At 64.3% G+C, this 17,252-nt stretch carries 9 protein-coding genes, 1 tRNA gene and 1 pseudogene; 1 reads left to right on the top strand and 10 read right to left on the bottom strand.

All coding sequences use genetic code 11. The features are described from left to right. Window positions 1-22 precede the first annotated feature (22 nt). The 7 genes and pseudogenes from ACZYTC_RS05550 to ACZYTC_RS05520 all read right to left on the bottom strand — a co-directional run bounded on the left by ACZYTC_RS05550 (window position 23) and on the right by ACZYTC_RS05520 (window position 12,724). The gene (locus ACZYTC_RS05550) at window positions 23-1,366 is read right to left on the bottom strand and encodes an extracellular solute-binding protein (RefSeq protein ID WP_488989093.1); all 1,344 of its coding nucleotides are present in this window, start codon (window positions 1,364-1,366) and stop codon (window positions 23-25) included. Window positions 1,367-1,391: 25 nt separating this feature from the next. Further along, window positions 1,392-2,869: pseudogene (locus tag ACZYTC_RS05545) on the bottom strand (putative N-acetylmannosamine-6-phosphate 2-epimerase). A 159-nt stretch (window positions 2,870-3,028) separates the two neighbouring features. Next, on the bottom strand, window positions 3,029-3,844 hold the full coding sequence (locus ACZYTC_RS05540; protein WP_441772294.1) for a GntR family transcriptional regulator: 816 nt from the start codon (window positions 3,842-3,844) through the stop codon (window positions 3,029-3,031). 71 nt (window positions 3,845-3,915) lie between these two features. After that, window positions 3,916-4,059 (bottom strand): hypothetical protein, encoded by a 144-nt coding sequence (locus ACZYTC_RS05535; RefSeq protein WP_434957014.1) that lies wholly within the window; start codon window positions 4,057-4,059, stop codon window positions 3,916-3,918. Window positions 4,060-4,073: 14 nt separating this feature from the next. Then, complete coding sequence (locus tag ACZYTC_RS05530) at window positions 4,074-5,225, bottom strand: LysM peptidoglycan-binding domain-containing protein (protein WP_441772295.1); 1,152 nt, start codon at window positions 5,223-5,225, stop codon at window positions 4,074-4,076. A gap of 141 nt (window positions 5,226-5,366) precedes the next feature. Then, window positions 5,367-7,487 carry a penicillin-binding protein 1C gene (gene pbpC / locus ACZYTC_RS05525; protein WP_441772296.1) on the bottom strand — a complete coding sequence of 707 codons (2,121 nt, stop codon included), beginning with the start codon at window positions 7,485-7,487 and terminating at the stop codon, window positions 5,367-5,369. Between the two features lie 11 nt (window positions 7,488-7,498). Next, window positions 7,499-12,724: an alpha-2-macroglobulin gene (locus ACZYTC_RS05520; RefSeq protein WP_441772297.1), complete on the bottom strand. Its 5,226-nt coding sequence runs from the start codon at window positions 12,722-12,724 to the stop codon at window positions 7,499-7,501. Between the two features lie 352 nt (window positions 12,725-13,076). Here ACZYTC_RS05520 and ACZYTC_RS05515 point away from each other — a divergent pair. Then, window positions 13,077-13,152: transfer RNA gene (locus tag ACZYTC_RS05515), tRNA-Phe, on the top strand. A 290-nt stretch (window positions 13,153-13,442) separates the two neighbouring features. Here the strand turns inward: ACZYTC_RS05515 and ACZYTC_RS05510 are convergent. From ACZYTC_RS05510 to ACZYTC_RS05500, 3 genes are all read right to left on the bottom strand, one after another. Then, window positions 13,443-14,201, bottom strand: a complete 759-nt coding sequence (locus ACZYTC_RS05510; RefSeq protein WP_441772298.1) for a hypothetical protein — start codon at window positions 14,199-14,201, stop codon at window positions 13,443-13,445. Window positions 14,202-14,525: 324 nt separating this feature from the next. After that, window positions 14,526-15,575, bottom strand: coding sequence for an ABC transporter permease (locus ACZYTC_RS05505; protein WP_434957019.1), 1,050 nt, complete (start codon window positions 15,573-15,575; stop codon window positions 14,526-14,528). Between the two features lie 138 nt (window positions 15,576-15,713). Further along, complete coding sequence (locus ACZYTC_RS05500) at window positions 15,714-17,246, bottom strand: sugar ABC transporter ATP-binding protein (RefSeq protein ID WP_441772299.1); 1,533 nt, start codon at window positions 17,244-17,246, stop codon at window positions 15,714-15,716. Between the last annotated feature and the right edge of the window lie 6 nt (window positions 17,247-17,252).

The raw sequence follows: 17,252 nt of genomic DNA, 5'->3' as shown, positions 1-17,252 counted from the left end.
CGCTCCGCTACAGGAAGACCGATTATTTCTTCAACAATTCCTGCATCTTGGCAGCGGTATCCTTCAGCGCTGCGTCAAGATCGGTCTGTCCCGCCCAATAGCCAGTGAAGTCCTTGGCCTGGGTCTCGTAGACCTGCAGCGCGCCGGCCGAGGTGCCGCCTGTCATCACGAAGCCGTACTGGCCGGCAAAGTCGCCGATCTTGGCGAGGTCCGGCCGCTTCGGCAGGGACGCGGTGAGACTGGCGTCGAGCGCCGGCGAACCGCCCGCATCGGCGTAGATCTTCATCGCCTCCGCGCCTGCGAGCCAGTTCAGGAATTTGACGGCCCCCTCCTTATGGGGCGAGGCCTTGTTGAGGCCGAAGCCGAGGCCGTGAATATGGGTGGTGCGTCCCTCCGGCCCCTTGGGCGGAGCCAGCGTGTCGATCTTCCCCGCCACGACGGCGTTCTTGGCCGGGTTGTCGAGATCGGCCGCGGCGGCATTCCATTGCAGCATGGTGGCGACCTGCCCGGCACGGAAGGCGGCATTGGCCTCGGCATATTCGTAGGAGAGCGAATCCTTGGGGCTGGCCCCGGCGTCGTAAAGCTTCTTGTAAAGCTCCAGGCTGGTGCGGTAGGCGGGCGAATCCACCGTGATCTTGCCGGCGGCGTCCTGCCAATCCGCGCCATAGGACCGCGCCATGGTCTGGAACACCATCATGTTGAACAACAGGTTCTTCATCTGCAGCACGGTGCCGTACCGCGTCGGGCTGGCGTGATTGATGCTCTTGGTGAAGAACAGGGCCGTCGCCGCATAATCGTCCCAGGTCCACGCCTCCGGTTTCACCGGCTGCAGCGGCCTGCCGAGATATTTCTGGGCGATCTCGCCATAGGTCTTCTTCCAGCCGTCATCGGCCAGGAGCTTGGCCATCAGGTCCTTGCGCACATACATGAAATGCAAGGACAGATCCGTCGGCACACCATATTGCTTGCCGTCGAACTGCATGGTCTTCAGCACCTTCTCGCCGAAGACCTTAGCGCTGTCGGCCGGCAGATCCACCGGCTGCATGAAAGGCGCATATTTGCCCAGTGAATAGGTAGCGATCAGATTGAGATCGAATTCGGTCGAACCCGCCGCGAGATCGGCCTGCAGCTTGTCCCAGAACCCTTCGCGGTTGAAGAAGATCAGCTTGACCTTGTCGGCATCGGCCAGGCCCGAGCGCTCGTTATAGGCTTTGGCCGTCGCGCGCAGGGCCGTCTCTTCCGGCCCACCCGGCCAGCCGAGAACGGTGACCTCGGCCAAGGCGCTGGTACTGCCCGCCAGCGCCAGAGCCAGACCGGCCAGCAACGCCCTGCATCTGTTCCTTCGGCCTCGCTTCATCTCAAACATGATCCACCTCCGGTGCGCTTTCTGGTTATGGGTCGACGAGATCGGCCACGCCGATCAGTCCCGCTTCGGCGCCGAGCGCGGCAGCGCGGAATTCGGGACGGTATTGGGGAGGAAGCGCGGCGGCGTGGCTGCGCAGCCGATCGAGGAAGCCTTCGGCCAAACCGAGGCCTCCGCCAATGACGAAGCAATCCGGATCGATCAGCATCTGCAAGGAGCGGGCGGCACGAACCAGCGGGAGCACGGCACCGCCGATCAGGGCTTCGGCGCCAGCATCCCCGGCCCTGGCCCCCGCCAGCAGGGCCGGCGGGTCGGGCCACCGCCCGCTGCCGGCCGCCAATCGCGCCAAGGCAGAACCGGCTGCGATATCCTCCAATCGCTGCTCGCCTGCCGTGAGATCGGTAAGGATCTGGCCAACATGTCCTGCCAGACCGCTGCGGCCGATCAGCAGGCGCCCGCCCAGGACCAGGCCCCCACCCACGCCCGTCGAGACCGTCATGAAGACCATGTCGGCCCCCTGCCCCGCGCCGAAGCGATATTCGCCCCAGGCGGCGGCCTGGGCGTCATTGACGGCGGTGATGGGCACGCCGAGGCGCTCGGTGAGAACTTCCACGAGAGGATAACCATCCGGCACCGGCAGGATGGCTTGATTCAGCGCCGACCAGCGACCTCCTGCTATCCGGCCGGTGACGGCGATGCCGGCCGCGGCATAGCGCCCGCGCCAATCGGCTATGCTCGCGACGACGGCATCCAGCCAGGCTTGCGGGCCGCCCTCGCGCGCGGTTTCGACACGGCGCTGCTCCAGTACCCTTTCACCATCGACCAAGGCCGAAAGCGTCTTGGTGCCGCCGATATCGATCGCAAGGACAGGCCGCGGCTGCATGAGCATTCCTAGGAGGATGGGGCGGAGGACGACTTCACCGCCTCGACGAACCAACTCGTGATGTGCTCGGGCCGGGTGATGGCGGATCCGACCACCACGGCATCGGCGCCGGCCTGACGAGCGGCCTGCACCTGTGCGAGCGTGCGATAGCGCCCCTCGGCGAAAACTGGCCGCCCGAGAGCGGCGACCCGGCGTACGAGGTCGACATCCGGATCCTCCGGCACCGGCCCGCCAACATAGCCGGACAGGGTGGTGCCGATCACGGATGCCCCCGCCTCTGCCGCAGCGACGGCATCCGCGAGCCCGGCGCAATCGGCCATAGATTGGCGTCCGGCGGCATGAATGGCCCCGATCAAGGCAGGCACAGAAACCGGGCGGGGCCGCTGTGTGGCATCGAAGGCGATGATGTCGGCACCGGCTTCCGCCAGATCGGCGACGTCCTGCAGCAGGGGTGTGATGAAAACGGGTGTGTTTGCTTCGGCCCGCTTGACCAGGCCGATGACCGGCAGCGATGTTGCCGCACGCACGGCCCTGACATTGGCCAGGCCCTCGATACGCAAGGCAGCAGCCCCCCCTGCCACGGCGGCCAGTGCGAAGCCGACGACGATCTCGGTCCGGTCCATCGCGCCACCGATTACCGGCTGGCATGACACGATCAATCCGTCGAGCGTTCGTTCAACTGCAGATGCCACCCCATGCTCCTCGCTTGCTGATGAGGAAGCCTGACACCGATAGGACCAGAATGCAACCTGTTTAATACCAGTTGCAAAATCACTTGCGATTCAGCCGCGGCGGGCCAGTTCGACCATGAAATCATAGGCATCCCCGCGGTAGCGGCTGCGGGTCAGTTCGACCACGCGTCCGTTTTCCAACGAGCAGCGGCGCTCCATTTCAAGGATGGGCGCACCCGTTTCGATCTCGAGCAGGCGCGCCTCATGGGCGGTCGCCACATCGGCCCTCACTCGCTGGAGGGCCCGCACCGGCTGACAGCCACGCTGATCGAGCGTCACATAGAGCGAACCTTCGATCAGGTCGGGGCTCGGCAGGAACTCGGCCGGCAGCACCGAATACTCGATCGCCATCGGCACGCGATCCGCCAGCCGGAGCCGATGCAGGCGGCAAACCCCAGCACCCGGCGACAGGCCCAGCGCCATGGCTTCGGCCGTGTCGGCCATGCCGACCTCGCGACGTAGCCAAGTGGTGCCGGGCACACGGCCCCGCGCCTCCATGTCCTCGGAAAAGCTGGTGAACACCGTCATCGGCTTTTCCAGGCGCAGCGCCACGCTGGTTCGTGCGCCGTGGCGCTGGACCAGCAACCGTTCCTCGACCAGCCCCTTGATGGCATTGCGCACGGTCACGCGCGACAGATCAAGGCGTTGGGCCAGTTCACGTTCGCCCGGGATCATGGCGCCCGCCGGAACGATGCCCTCCGAAATGGCGCTCCGCAGGGCATCCTGCAGGCGCCGATAGAGAGCCGTCGGGCTTTCGGTTTCCAAGCGTCCCTTGCGCTGCAGATAATCGATCAGCAGCCCGACTTCAGCGCTCTCCGCCGGCTCTGAGCGATCGGCGGTCTGGTCGGGCGAGAAAGATGAAGGCATGCATACACCGATATTTTCAGGCGAGGACACACGGCGATGCCGCGGAGCGGCCGTCAATTATTCGGCTTTGTCTAACACGCAATTTCGATTGACGCATCGGCGACAAGAAAAGGCCGGCCAGCGTTGCTGACCGGCCTGTAAAACTCTGAAACCGCATCGAAGAACAAATTTCGTGCTGAAAGAGCGAAAGAGGCGATGAAGAAGCGTTCAGTCATGAACGCACTTTGCTCTAGTAGGCCAGCGCCGGCGCCAGTCTCGGCGCTGCCTGTACGGCTGCCCGGCGCAAACCCCAGCGCAGCAGGGCGCCCGCCGCCGCGAAGCTCGCCGGATCGTCGGCCACGCCGCCACCGGCAGTAGCGGCATCCTCGAGCAGGGTCAGTCCCACAATGACCACGGCCCCGACGATGGCCACCGTTGCCTTGCCCCAATGGATACCTGACGAGGGCTCCGGGGAAGGCGCGGGCCTGCGATTGGAGAGCACGGGCTCGGGACGCCAAACCCGTGTTGCATCCGGGACGGGACGATAGCTGGGTACGAGAACCGGCTCAGGCAGGGGCGGACGCAGGTGCTGATCCGGCTTCAGCTCGATCTCGACCTTGAACTCGCTGGCGACATAGACGTAGTCGCGGATTCGCCCGGTCATGCGTGGATAGGTCAGCGTGGCCTTGAGCACCGGCTCTCCCGTGCTCGATATGCCGGCAGAAAACTGGGCACCCGGCGAATGGGCATTCGCGCGCAAGGTGAGCTGGCATTCATAGGTGACGCTGTTGGACTTGCGGTCCCAGCTCAATTTGCCGCCGGACACCAGTTCGCCGAGCACGGTCGAGGTCTGCCGGCGCGCCTGCGACTCCAGTCCGCGGTTGCTGTAGACGAGTAGCGGCACCTTGTCGGTCGGCTGCAGGAAGATCGCCCCCTTCAGCTTGACCCTGGCCGAAAAACCATTGCCCTTGATCTCGATGATCGACAGGTCGTCAAGCTGATAGCCGAAACCGAAATTGTTCGCGAGCGTCCTGGCCGCAGGATTGCTGCCGGCATCGGGCTGCACATGCGTGTGAGAAGGGGTCGAGCTGCCCCTCGGGGCGGGTACGGAGGCAGGCGAGTTGGGCGCAGGCGGATTGGCTGACTGGGCGGTCGCTGTCGCCGCCGGAGTACCTGCCGGGGCGCCGCGCAGCACCACGCGACGGTGCTGCCTCGGCAGGTAGATCACCGCTCCTGCCCTGATGAGGTCGGGATTGACGATGCCGTGTCCCGTCTTGGCGACGATAGCCGGCTCATTGTTGTAGGCATAGATCTCCGGCCAGCGCACCGGATTGCCATAGTAACGGCCGGCGATTCCCCACAAGGTATCGCCTTGCTTGATCACGTAACGCCCTGCCTGCACGATGCGTTCTCCCGGAAAAATGGATTTCAGCCAATGAATGGAATGCCGGTACCTGAGGCTAGGCTCGCTTCTTGACAGGAATATTATGGTTCCGGCCGAAAAAACTCGTACTGGGTCATCGAGGCGCCGCACAAACCGCCGTCAATCCAGCCTGATCTGCACACTGGCCGTATGTCCCCTGGCGTCGATCACCGAGAGGCGGGCGAAGCCCTTGCCCGGCTTGTCCCAGATGGCCTCGCGACGCTGTTCGCCGATCACGATCGGCAGGCCATCGGCGAGCCAGGTGAAAGGTGGAGCGCCGCCCATGGCCTTGAGAGAGAGTGTGGCGTCCGGTTCGTCGGCCGAGACCTCGACCCTCGCGCCATCGGGCGGAAAGGAGATCACCAGCGGTGCATCGCCCGAACCGGCGGCCGCGACTTCGGGCAAAGCGCCCGGGCGGAACCGTTGCAGGGCGGGCGGCAGCTCCGAGGTTCGCGCGAAGACCACACCGGGCGGCGGGGACTTCAGCGGCACGCGCCGCTCGCCGATGCGTTGGAAGGCATCGAACAGGATGGGAGCAGCGGCCTTGCGCCCGACCAGGTCCGAAACGGGCGCACCATCAGGCCGCCCGACCCAGACTGCGACGGTGTTGGCACCGTCGAACCCGACGGCCCAGGCATCGCGATAGCCATAGGAGGTGCCCGTCTTGTAGGCGATCTTGCCGCCCACGGCGTTCTCCGGCGGCGGCGCCCCGATCAGGACATTGCCGACCTGCCAGGCCGCGGCCTTCTCGAACAGGCGATGGGGCTGCGCACCGAGCGCCCGGTCCTGCGCCCGCCAGATCAACGGGAGCGCCTCGCCATCCCGCGCCAGCGCCAGATAAAGGGTGGCAAGATCGGTGAGCTTCACGCCGGCGCCGCCAAGACCGACTGCCAGGCCCGGCACGGCGTCGGGCGGCAAGGACGGCTCGGCACCGGCACTCTTCATGCGGGCAATCAGCCGGTTCGGCCCAACGGAATTGAGCAGCATCACCGCCGGCACGTTGAGGGATTGCTGCAAGGCGCGGCGCATCGTGACGGTGCCCTGGAAGGCATCGTCGAAATTCTCGGGCTTGTAGACCCCGAAGCGCACGGGACGATCGTCCACCAGCGTCTCGGGATGGGCAAGGCCGTCCTCGAAGGCGAGGCCGTAGATGAAGGGCTTGAGGGTGGACCCCGGCGATCGCAGCGATTCGGCGAGATCCATCTGGCCGGCCCGCGCCTTGTCGAAATAGCCGACCCCGCCAACATGCGCCCTCACCTCGCCGGTCGCGTTGTCGACGGCGACGATGGCAATCGAAACCCCGCCGCCCAGAGCCGTCGCCCGCTCACGCGCCAGATTTTCGAGCTGCTCCTGCAGGAAGCGCGCAATCGTGGTTGTTAGCACCGGATTGGGATCGCGCTTGCCGGCCTGGACCTGACGCATAAGGTCCTGGCGCACAAGCCGTTCGGCGACATGAGCCGCCAGGATCGGGAAGGGCTTGCGCCCCTGCGGCGCCGCTTCCAGCGTGGCGGCCTCGGCCTGGTCGGGATGGAGCGCGCCTTTGCCGGCGAGAAGCCGCAATACCCGATTTCGGGCGGCCTTGGCCGCGGCAGGAACTCGGTCCGGCCGACGCGATTCAGGAGCCTGCGGCAAGGCCACAAGCATGGCCGCCTCCGCCGTCGAAAGGCGCTTGGGTTCCTTGCCGAAATAGGCCAGCGAAGCGGCCCGCGTTCCTTCCAGATTGCCGCCATAGGGCGCCAGCGCCAGATAGAGGCCGAGGATCTGCTCCTTGCTCAGCCGGTTCTCGATCTGGACGGCACGGATCATCTCGGCCGCCTTGTCGGCAAAGGTGCGATCCGGTCGCGGCTCGAGCAGGCGGGCAACCTGCATGGTCAGGGTCGAGCCGCCAGAGACGATGCGCCCGCGGCTCAGCATCTGCCAGGCCGCCCGGATCATCGCCACCGGATCGATGCCGTGATGGGAATAGAAGCGCTTGTCCTCATAGGCGACCAGCATCGACAGGAAGCGCCTGTCGACCTCCTCCGGCTTTGCCGGCAGTCGCCAATAGCCGTCCGCGGTGGTGAAGGGGCGCAGCAACCTGCCGTCACGATCCACCACCAGCGGAGAATAGGTCACGCTTTCGCCCAGCGGCACCGGGCCGAGGCGCCGCACTGCCTCCGAAAGCGCAAAGCCGCCGGCGTTCACGGCGATAAGGGCCGTGAACAAGAGCGCGCATAGGATATGGACGCGCCGATTGGTCATCTCAGTCCGTTCTACCTCTCGGTGACGGTGAGCGTGCCGGTGGCAAGCGTGGCATTGCGCTCGGGCTGATACATGTCCTCAACCGTGGTGCCGGGCAGGATGTAGCGGCCAGGCGCTACCGCGCGGACGACATAGGCGACCTTGGCGGCCTGATCGGTGAACGCGGCGACGAAGCGGTCGTCGCGGAACTCCGAATGGGTGACGTCGGTGAGGTCCTTCAGCCAGGCCATGCTGCCCGTCTCGCCGGTGACGACCAGATTCGGATTCTCGATCTCGAAACCAGCCGGAAGCCGGTCCACGAGCAGGAAGTTGCCAGTCTGGTTGTCGCCGCTCCGGCTGGCATTCAGCACCACCACCAACCGGGTGTTCTGCTTCACCTCCGCGGGGTCCACGGCCTTGCCGTCGAGCGAGAAATAGGTGCGCGTCAGGTTCATGCCGTTGTTGGCGGCCGGCTCGGGCACCACGGGCGAGCCGGAGACCGCGACCACGGCTTGCAGAGCCGAGGCGCCGGGATTGGAGACGGAATGCGGGGTCTTGAGCGCCTCGCCGCGATAGACCTTGTAGAAGGCGCCCTGCTGTTCCGAGCCATCGGCGATCAGCCTGACGGAACGGGCCTGGTCGGCGACACTGCGTGCCGCGAGCACCATCCAGGTCATCTCCTGGGTCGAGGCATAGCGGGATCTGGAGCGCGCATCGGTGATGACCTTGAGCGCCGCCTTGATCACCGGCAGGCCTGCATTGCCGTCACCCGCAAGCGCCACCACCGCCGCGGCGTCGCGCAGCGGCGAGCCGTAATTGCGATAGGCTTGGCTGGCATCGACAGTCTCCTTCTGGAGCGCTTCGGCAGCCGAGCCGAATGCCTCGCCGGCCCGCGGCTTGTCGCCGAGCATGCCGAGGGCCGCGGCGATCTGGGCCCGCGCCATGGCGCTGCCGAACTGGCCGATCTTGGTATCGGCGAGATATTTCAGATCACCTGCCGGCGCCCTGCCGGCCCGAGCCAGCGTGTAGAGCGCGTAGGCGATGTCCTCGCCCTTGCCCTCTTCCACGTCGGGCGCATTGCCGACACGGTTGCGCAGATAGTCGACCGCCTGGTTGAGCGCCAGTTCCGGCACGGCGAAACCCTTCTCGCGGGCCCGCAGCAGGAAGTCGGTGACATAGGCCGACAGCCACAACTCGCCGCTGTCGGCATTCCACAGGCCAAAGGCGCCGTTCGAATCCTGGCGTGCGAGCAGGCGCTGAACCGTATCGCCCAGGCGCTCCTTCACCGTGCCGTCGAGATCGATGGCATTGCCGCCGAGCTCACTGAGATAGAGCAAGGGCAGCGCACGGCTGACGAGCTGTTCCGAGCAGCCATAAGGATAGCGATCGAGATCGCGAAGCAGGCCGGGCACGTCGAGTGCGCTGAACGGCCCCACTGAAAGCGAGACCGCGCCGGTGCCGGGTACCATTTCGGCAACCAGGTCGGCATTGACGGTGATGCCGCCGCCATTGGCGGCAATCGTCTGGATCGTGCGGCGTGTCACCGGCGGATTGGCCGGCAGGATGCCGAGCGTGAAGCTCTGGTCGATGGCGACATTGCCGGGACCGGCCAGGGTGGCGACCAGCTTGCCGGTGCCGATACCGTTGGCGGTAATGGGAATGTTCACCGGCGTGCGCGAGCCCGCGGCCCCGATCTTCACGGTCTGGTAGAGAGCTGATGGCTCGGCGCCAACGGGTCCTTCCATAGTGACGGCGAGCGTGTAGTCGCCCGGCGCGGCCTCGGCATTCACGAGGTCCAGGCGGAAGCGCGACTGGTCACCTACCGCAAGGAAGCGCGGCAAGGTGCCGGCGATCACCACCGGATCGCGCACTTTGACGTCCGCCGACGCATGGCCGACCTTGGTTGGCGTCCAGGCCACCGCCATCACGCGCACCAGGCCGTTAAAGGCAGGGATATCGAAGCTGATCTCGGCCGTGCCGTCGGCACCGACTTCGATCATGCCCGAGAACAGCGCCAGGGGTGCCTGAGTCGGCGGCGGACTGTTGAAATTGGCCCCGCCGTCGCCGCCGGTGCGTATCCGCCCCTTCGCTCCTTCCATGCCGTCGATCAACTGGCCATAGAGATCGTGCAGCTCGGCCGAAAGGCGCTTCTGGCTGTAATAGAAAGTCTCGGGCTCCGGCGGCTTGTAGCCCGTCAGGTTGAGGATGCCGACATCGACAGCCGCCACGGTGACATAGGCTTTCTCGCCGGCGAGGCCCTCGACCTTCACCGGCACTTTGAGAGGCTGGCGCGGCTTCATAAGCTCGGTCGGCGTGAGCGTGACCTTGAGCGTGCGCTCATTGCGGTCGATGCCGAACCAGGCGAGGCCGATCGCGCGCGTCGGCATGCGCTTGGCGGCGACGTCCATCGGCCGGAAATGGGTGACCACGATATAGGCGCCCGTGCCCCAATCCTTGCCCACGGTGACGGGAACGGTGGTCCCCTTCTCCGGCACGTCGACCAGCGTGGAGGACAGCAGTTTCTCGCCGACCACCTGCACAGCAGCCTTGCCAGCGAAACGGGCATCGATCTTGACCTGCAGTGTGTCGCCGGTCTTGACGCTGGTCTGGTCGAGGGCGACCGGCAGCATATCGGGCGTGTCGGCCTTCTCGCTGGTGTAATAACCCGCATAGAAGGAGCTGGAGGAAGAAGCCAGTCCATCCGCCGAGATTTCGAGGCGGTACTGGCCCCACTGCACCTGCGCCGAGATCTGAGCGGGCTTGTCGGCCGCGAGGTCGACCGTGCCGCCGCCGACCTTGCGCGCGGTGGTGACGGCTTCATAGTTCCAGCGATTGTTGCTCTTGTACCACTGATAGGTCGTGGTGAGACGCTTGAGCGTCCAGGTCGCGCCCTTGGCCGCTACCTGGTTGCCCTGGGGATCGACGGCAATGGCGTCGAACAGGGCCTGCTGCCCCTCGGGCACCGTGCCCTCGGCGAAGCCGGGCTTCAAGGCCAGCATCGGGCCGGTGGAGGCGATCGGCAGGGAGGCCGAGCGTACGACGCCGCGGCCGCCGCCTTCCTTCATGCGGATGACGAAATTGGCCTTGAGCGGACGAGTGGTCGTCGGCAGTTGCGGCAGCGGCACCGTGAACTCAGCGTGGCCCTTGTCATCGGTCTGGGCGAGATCGTCGACGGTGTTTTGCACCGTATCGACACTCTCGTCCGACAGGCCGAAGGCATAGTTCTTCCATTGCGAGAAGGGCTGGCTGTCGGTCGAGACCGAAACGTCACCCTCGATGTCAAGGCCGGCAGCCGGGGCGCCGAAGAGATAGCGGCCGTCCACCTTCAGATTGGCGCCGCTGGTGCGGTCGATGCGGGTGCCGGAAGTGGCGAGGTCGAACTCGATGCGATCGGGCACATAGTCTTCGACCAGGAAGGTGGTCTCGCCGACCGGTGACGCCTTGGGATCGGTGTAGGCGACGACGCGCCAAGTGCCGCTGGCGGCGGAGGGAATGATGGCGATATCGGCCGTGCGGCCGCCGGCGCCCTGGTCCTTCAGCACGGTGCGGGAATATTCGACGCCGTCGGGGCGCTGAACCACCATGGTCACCGGCACGTCGGCCAGGGCGTTGGCATTGCCGTCGCGCAGCAGGATGGCTGCATGCACCGTCTCGCCACGGCGATAGACGCCGCGCTCGACATAGACGAAGGCATCGGCCGGGCCTGGCGGATCGCGCCCGGTGACGCCGCGATCGGTGAGGTCGAAGGCCTGCTGGGTGAGATCGATGAAGGCGTAGTCGTTCTTCTCGTCGGAAGCCACCACCAGAGCCGGCTCCTGGCCTTCGCTGCCCTTGGTCAGGCCGGCATCGAAGAAGGCGGCGCCATCGGCACCCGTCTTCGCCGAGCCGAGAATCTCGTTGTTGCGGGCTAGCAGGCGCACCGTGACATTGGCGAGCGGATCGGCAGACGCGATCGAACGCAGGAAGACGTGCAGTCCATCCTTGCCCTTGAGAGTGGTCAGACCGAGATCGGAGACCACGAACCATTGCGTGGCGAGCTGGCTGTCTTCGTCCTCCTTCACCTCACCTGGCTGGGCGGTCATCACATAGAGGCCGGGCTCGATCTTGCCGAGCGCCTCGTCAACCGGAAAGGCGGTGGTGACATCCTGATTGGCGGTGCTGGCAAGGTCCATCGTACCCTGCCAGACCTTCTTGCCCTTGGTGCGGGCGATCTCGCCGGCCTGAGAACCGTAGATCTGGTCGAGGAAGTTGGAATCGATCACGGCCGAGATCAGGCTGCGGTCGCCGACCCGATAGAGGGCGAGCCGGGCCTGGGTGGAGTTGACCGAGACCAGCGGAATGCCGGCCTGGCCGGTGCGCGGCAGGACATAGCTCTTGCCGACGAACTGCACAGACGGCAGGCGGTCGCGCACATAGATCTCATAGTCGGCGTTCTTGAGCAGGCTTTCGTCCACGGCTGAAGGCAGGCCCTGGCGCACGGTGACCTTGTAGCGCCCGCCATGCTTCAGTCCTTCGACGCACAGCTTGGTACCGTCGACGGTAACGGCCGAGACAGGGCCAGGCTCCTGGGTGAAATAAGGGGCATAGTCGCTGACCGCGTTGCTCAGCGGATCGGAGAATTGGAAGCACAGGCGCGGTTGCGGCGCATCGCTCTCCACCGTGTAATCGATGATGCGGAAGCCGTGATCCTTGCGCACCTCTTCATAGGTTTCGCGAATCTCCGCGTTATCGACCAGATCGAGGCTCGCCCGATAGGCGTTGAGGGCCGGGCGCCAGTCCTCGCGCTTGACCAGGGCCTGGGCGACATCGTTCAGCGCCTCCGCTTGTTCCTGCGGTGTCCTGGCAAGCTGATAGGCCCGAATCGAGGCACCGAGCGCCTTGTAGGGCAGTTCATACCGGTCCTGGCTGTTGAAGGGCTCGGCCACCAGCAGCAAATCGGCGAGGCGCTTCCACATCGCGCCGTCATTAGGTGTCAGGGCGATGAACTGTTCCACCACCACCGCGGTGTTGCGGGCATTGTCGGAGCTGACGGCGGCCTTCAGCTCCTCCTGAAGCTGCGGCGCGCTCTTCTTCATGGTCTTGGCCAGCTTGGCGATGCTGTCCTTGTAGCTGTCCGCCGCATAGGAATAGCTGTCGGCCTGGAACAGCGGGGCCGCTTGCGCCGGACCAGCAGCCACCCAGCTCAACACGGCGAGCATGAGCACGAACGCTGAGAAAAACCGCACGAAAACGCCGTGGCGCGCTGCCTGCTTGACCATCTTGCCTGTCCTCTTAGCCGCCCCTCGGCCTATGGCGGCGGTCCTTTCCACGCTAGCGTGCCGGCGTGACCGGGACGTGTCGTCAGCTATGGAGGGACGCAATCCATAACTGACGACACGCCCCGGTCACGCGATACGCATGGGGAGCGGGCCACCGAGCCACAAGACTAAGGGCGCCCCGGGTCGGCGGCAATCATGATTCAGAGAGTTTTTACCATCTGTACCGGTGGGAACAGCGCGCGTACCGGTGTTTTTGCAGCCGGCTTATTTTTTCCGCGCGAGAGGGCTGGACAACCTCGGAGGCGCTGGCTATAAGCCCGCTCTCGCTTCGGCCTCGGCTGACGCGCTGGATGCCTAGGTAGCTCAGTTGGTAGAGCATGCGACTGAAAATCGCAGTGTCGGCGGTTCAATTCCGTCCCTAGGCACCATCTCCCCTTTCCAATTTTGGCGACCGACAAGAAAGATGCATGGCTGCTGCCGTTTGCTGGCCGGTGTCGGCGCGATAGCCGCGGTCCATTTCAGCCAATTGGCGCCCGGGCCCGGCAGAACGAGGTCCTGAACCGTCACCGGGGCGACAAGCAAAACCCGGTCAGAAGAAGCCTTGTGCTTCTAACCGGGCAGGAGTCTGAAACGGCCGGGCCAATTCGCACGCATCCGGCCGAATCTCTCACGAGTTCCCGTCCGAATACGCGCCGGCCCTGCCCTCCAGCGGTAAAAGCTATTGCCAGGTCCAACGATTGTTCAGGACCGCTCCGCGCTCCAGTGTCGGATTGCCACCCCATTTGCGCTCGCCCCAGGTCTCGTAGAGGGCCAGATCAAGGGCGTTGTCCTCCCGGATCTTCTGGCGCAATGCCTCGCCGATATCCTGGCTGCGCAGCGCATTGGCAGGCGCGGCATTCTCATGAGGCAGTTTTTCGAATTTCCAGCCGATATCCTGGGTCATCTGCTCCATCACCGCATCGCAGTTGCGATAATCGCCGACGAACCAGAACGTCTCGAACTGCCTGGAGAGGAATTCGAACCTCTGGCGCTGGCTCATCTTGCGGATGCCCAAGGAGGACAAACCGAAATAATGCCTGAAATAGAAGCGGCTGATGCGGTTGTGCTTGTTGGTCGGATACCATTGCTCGAAGGACATGCCCACGATCCGATGTCTCTCGGGCGTCTTCTGCAGGAAATTGTAAAGCGAGACATAGAAGGACACCGGCTCCCTGAGCAGGCCGATCTCGCGAATGATGCGGCCGTCGAAGCCCCTGGCTGCGGCGCGCGGCAATCTATGCCCGAACAGGATGCGGATTTCGTCGCGATCGGCCTGAGGTACACGAGCCTGCGGATCGAGCCAGGGCCGTTGTTCGGGCTTGGAATAGATCACGGCGGAACCGCGCGGCGGGACATCGTGCAGGAGATAATCCCTGACGCTCAAACCGGCGCATTTCAGAATATGCGGAAACAGGTAGACTGTTGTGTTGCTGCTCATCAAGTCTCGCAGGCTCGCTCCTCCCGCCCACAGGCCGGAAGTCTTGAACCGCTCACCCCTCTTTCTTGGCCAGGATGACATTCATCGTGAATGCTCCTGGTGCCATGGAAACCATCGCCCCCGCGACAGTGCCAAGGCTCATCCAGTCAATCGCTTGAAGGACCCGCCGGCGTCCGTCACCGTTGAGATCGAATAGATATAGAAAGTTTCCGGCATGGCAACGGAACTGTCCGGGTAATCGAGCTCGATCGCAACCGACCGTATCTGTGGAAGCAGATTGCAGCCCCTCCTCGCGAAGGAGCTGCTCGATGGTTTCGCCCCGTTTCAGACCTTTCGGCGGCGACGGTACTGATCGATCACCACGGCGGTGACGATAATGGCACCGAGCACGATCTGCTGCAGAGAGGCCGGCACGCCCAGGAAGGTGAAACCCGACTGCACGACGCTGAGGATCAGCAGGCCGATCACGGTGGAGGTGATGCGTCCCACGCCGCCCGACAGGGACGTTCCTCCGATCACCACGGCTGCGATCGCCTGCAGTTCATAGCCCAGGCCTGCACCGGCCTGGCCCGAACCGCCGCGGGCGATCATCACCACGGCCGCCAAGCCCGACAGCAGGCCGGCAATGCCATAGACCTTGACCAGATGCTTCTTCACGTCGATGCCCGACACGCGCGCGGCCTGCATGTTCGAACCGATCGCATAAGTGAACTTGCCGTAACGGGTGTAGCGCATGGCGATGTGGAAGATCAGCGCCACCACCAGGAAGATGGTGATCGGCAAGTTGATCGAGAAATCGCCGAAGATCTTGGTCGACGAACCAATCATGCTGAAGGAGGGCGTGAAAGTGCTGATTGGCGCGCCATTAGTATACCAGGTGGCAAAACCGCGGGCCGAAACCATCATGCCGAGGGTGGCGATGAAGGGCGGCACATTGGCATAGGCGATCAGTGCACCATTGACGACGCCGGCGAACAGCCCGGCCGCCAGCCCTGCCAGCACCGGCACGATGAAGGGCAGGTCGGACAGATGGGGATAGACGATGGAACGGGCCGTCGAGACCTGCGCCAGGCTGGCCGCAATCATCGCCGTTGCCCCCACCACCGAACCGGAAGACAAATCGACGCCGCCGGTGATGATGGTCTGCGCCACCCCGACGGCGATGATGCCCACCACCGCCGTCTGCAGGAAGATGATGCTGAGACGATCCGCATTGAACAGGAAGCTCTGCTGCTTGACCGGCCAGCCCAGTGCCTCGAACAGCAGGCCGATGCCGATCAGCACGACCAGAATGCTGACTTCCTGTGGTATGCGCCGGCGCGGCGACGTCGTGGTGGTTCCCGGTGCCTTGTTCGCAATCTCATTGGTCGACATGACGTCCTCCGTTTCCCCATTCCCGGACTTCGTGCATTTCCATTTCGAAGCCACTGCGCCGATCCATCAGGAATCGACCGGGCAGCGCCTCTTTTCCATGCGCGGCTACCAGCCGTGTCTGTCGTGTTCTTATCCCTCTCATCGCGCTGCCAGCTCCATGATGCGGACCTGGTCGGCTTCCGACCGATCGAGGATACCGGTGACGTGACCCGCATGCATCACGACGACCCTGTCGCTCATGCCCAGAACCTCGGGCAGTTCGGACGAGATCATGATGACTGCGACGCCTTCTCCGGCGAGCTTGCTGATCAGGCGGTGGATCTCCGCCTTGGCGCCGACATCGATGCCGCGCGTCGGCTCGTCAAGGATGAGAATGCGCGGCTTGGTCAGCAGCCAGCGGCCGATCAGAACCTTTTGCTGATTGCCGCCAGAGAGATTTTCGATGCGCTCGTGCATGTTGGGAGTCTTGACCCGCAGGGTCGAACTCATTTCGCTGCAAGCCGGCACCACTTCACTGGAGGCGACGAAGCCAGCCTTGACATAGCGTTGCGTCAAAACCGCCATCTGCATGTTCTCGAGGATATCGAGAATGAGGAAGCAGCCGGTGTCCTTGCGGTCTTCGGTGAGAAAGGCCATCCCGTTGCGCATCGCGACGGAGGGCGACCCGATGCTGACCTGCTTGCCGTTGATCGCGATGGTGCCGCTCGTCGCCGGCGTGACGCCGAAGAGCGTCTCCGCGACATTGCTGCGCCCTGCCCCGACCAGCCCTGCAAAGCCGAGGATCTCGCCGGCGCGCAGGTCGAAGGAGACATCGGAAAAGACCCCTTGGAGCGTCAGATTCTTGACCGACAGCACGACCTCGCCGATCGGAACCGTCTCCTTGGGGAACATCTGCGTGATCTCGCGCCCGACCATGCGCCGGATGATCTCGTCACGGGTGAGGTTCTCAGCCAGGTCGGTTCCGATATATTTTCCGTCCCGGAAAATCGAAACCTCGTCAGAGATCTCGAAGAGCTCGTTCATCTTGTGGGTGATGTAGACGATGCCCTTCCCGGCCGCCTTGAGATCGTGGATGATCTCGAACAGATGCGAGACCTCGGTCTCGGTCAACGCCGAGGTCGGCTCATCCATGATGAGCACGTCGGAGTTGTAGGAGATGGCCTTGGCGATCTCGACCATCTGCCGATTGGCTACGCTGAGCGTGCCGACCTCGGCCGCAGGGTCGATCTTGATCTTCAATTGCTCGAACAGCTTGGAGGTGCGGCGATTGAGTTCGGCATGGTCGACGAAGCCGAGCCGGGTCAGCGGCTCACGCCGGATCCAGACATTCTCCGCCACCGTCATGTACTGCATCAGGTTGAGTTCCTGATGGATCATCGCCACGCCGTTTTCCAAGGCATCGAGCGGTCCTGAAAAACGCACTTCCTGTCCGCGAAGCTTCATCGTGCCGGCATCGGTCTGATAGACGCCGGCGATGATCTTCATCAGCGTCGACTTGCCGGCTCCGTTTTCACCCATCAGGGCGTGCACCGTGCCCGGGCGCAGCTTGAACGAAACATTGTCGAGCGCGAGAACGCCGGGGAACCCCTTGCGAACGCCCTCCACTTCGATCAGGTAATCGGACTTGGCTTGCCCGGCCCTTTCGGGCGCGGTCGATTGTGCGACGGCCATCCTCAT

The sequence above is a fragment of the Labrys sp. F242 genome (genome assembly GCF_057813875.1).
The sequence above is the reverse complement of the archived record's forward strand: the minus strand, read 5'-3'. Positions and strand labels throughout refer to the sequence as shown.

What these genes read in the sequence shown, in the direction of transcription:
- ACZYTC_RS05550 (WP_488989093.1), bottom strand. Translation starts at nt 1,366, where the DNA reads ATGTTTGAGATGAAGCGAGGCCGAAGGAACAGATGCAGGGCGTTGCTG.
- ACZYTC_RS05540 (WP_441772294.1), bottom strand. Translation starts at nt 3,844, where the DNA reads ATGCCTTCATCTTTCTCGCCCGACCAGACCGCCGATCGCTCAGAGCCG.
- ACZYTC_RS05535 (WP_434957014.1), bottom strand. Translation starts at nt 4,059, where the DNA reads ATGACTGAACGCTTCTTCATCGCCTCTTTCGCTCTTTCAGCACGAAAT.
- pbpC (WP_441772296.1), bottom strand. Translation starts at nt 7,487, where the DNA reads ATGACCAATCGGCGCGTCCATATCCTATGCGCGCTCTTGTTCACGGCC.
- ACZYTC_RS05520 (WP_441772297.1), bottom strand. Translation starts at nt 12,724, where the DNA reads ATGGTCAAGCAGGCAGCGCGCCACGGCGTTTTCGTGCGGTTTTTCTCA.
- ACZYTC_RS05510 (WP_441772298.1), bottom strand. Translation starts at nt 14,201, where the DNA reads ATGAGCAGCAACACAACAGTCTACCTGTTTCCGCATATTCTGAAATGC.
- ACZYTC_RS05505 (WP_434957019.1), bottom strand. Translation starts at nt 15,575, where the DNA reads ATGTCGACCAATGAGATTGCGAACAAGGCACCGGGAACCACCACGACG.
- ACZYTC_RS05500 (WP_441772299.1), bottom strand. Translation starts at nt 17,246, where the DNA reads ATGGCCGTCGCACAATCGACCGCGCCCGAAAGGGCCGGGCAAGCCAAG.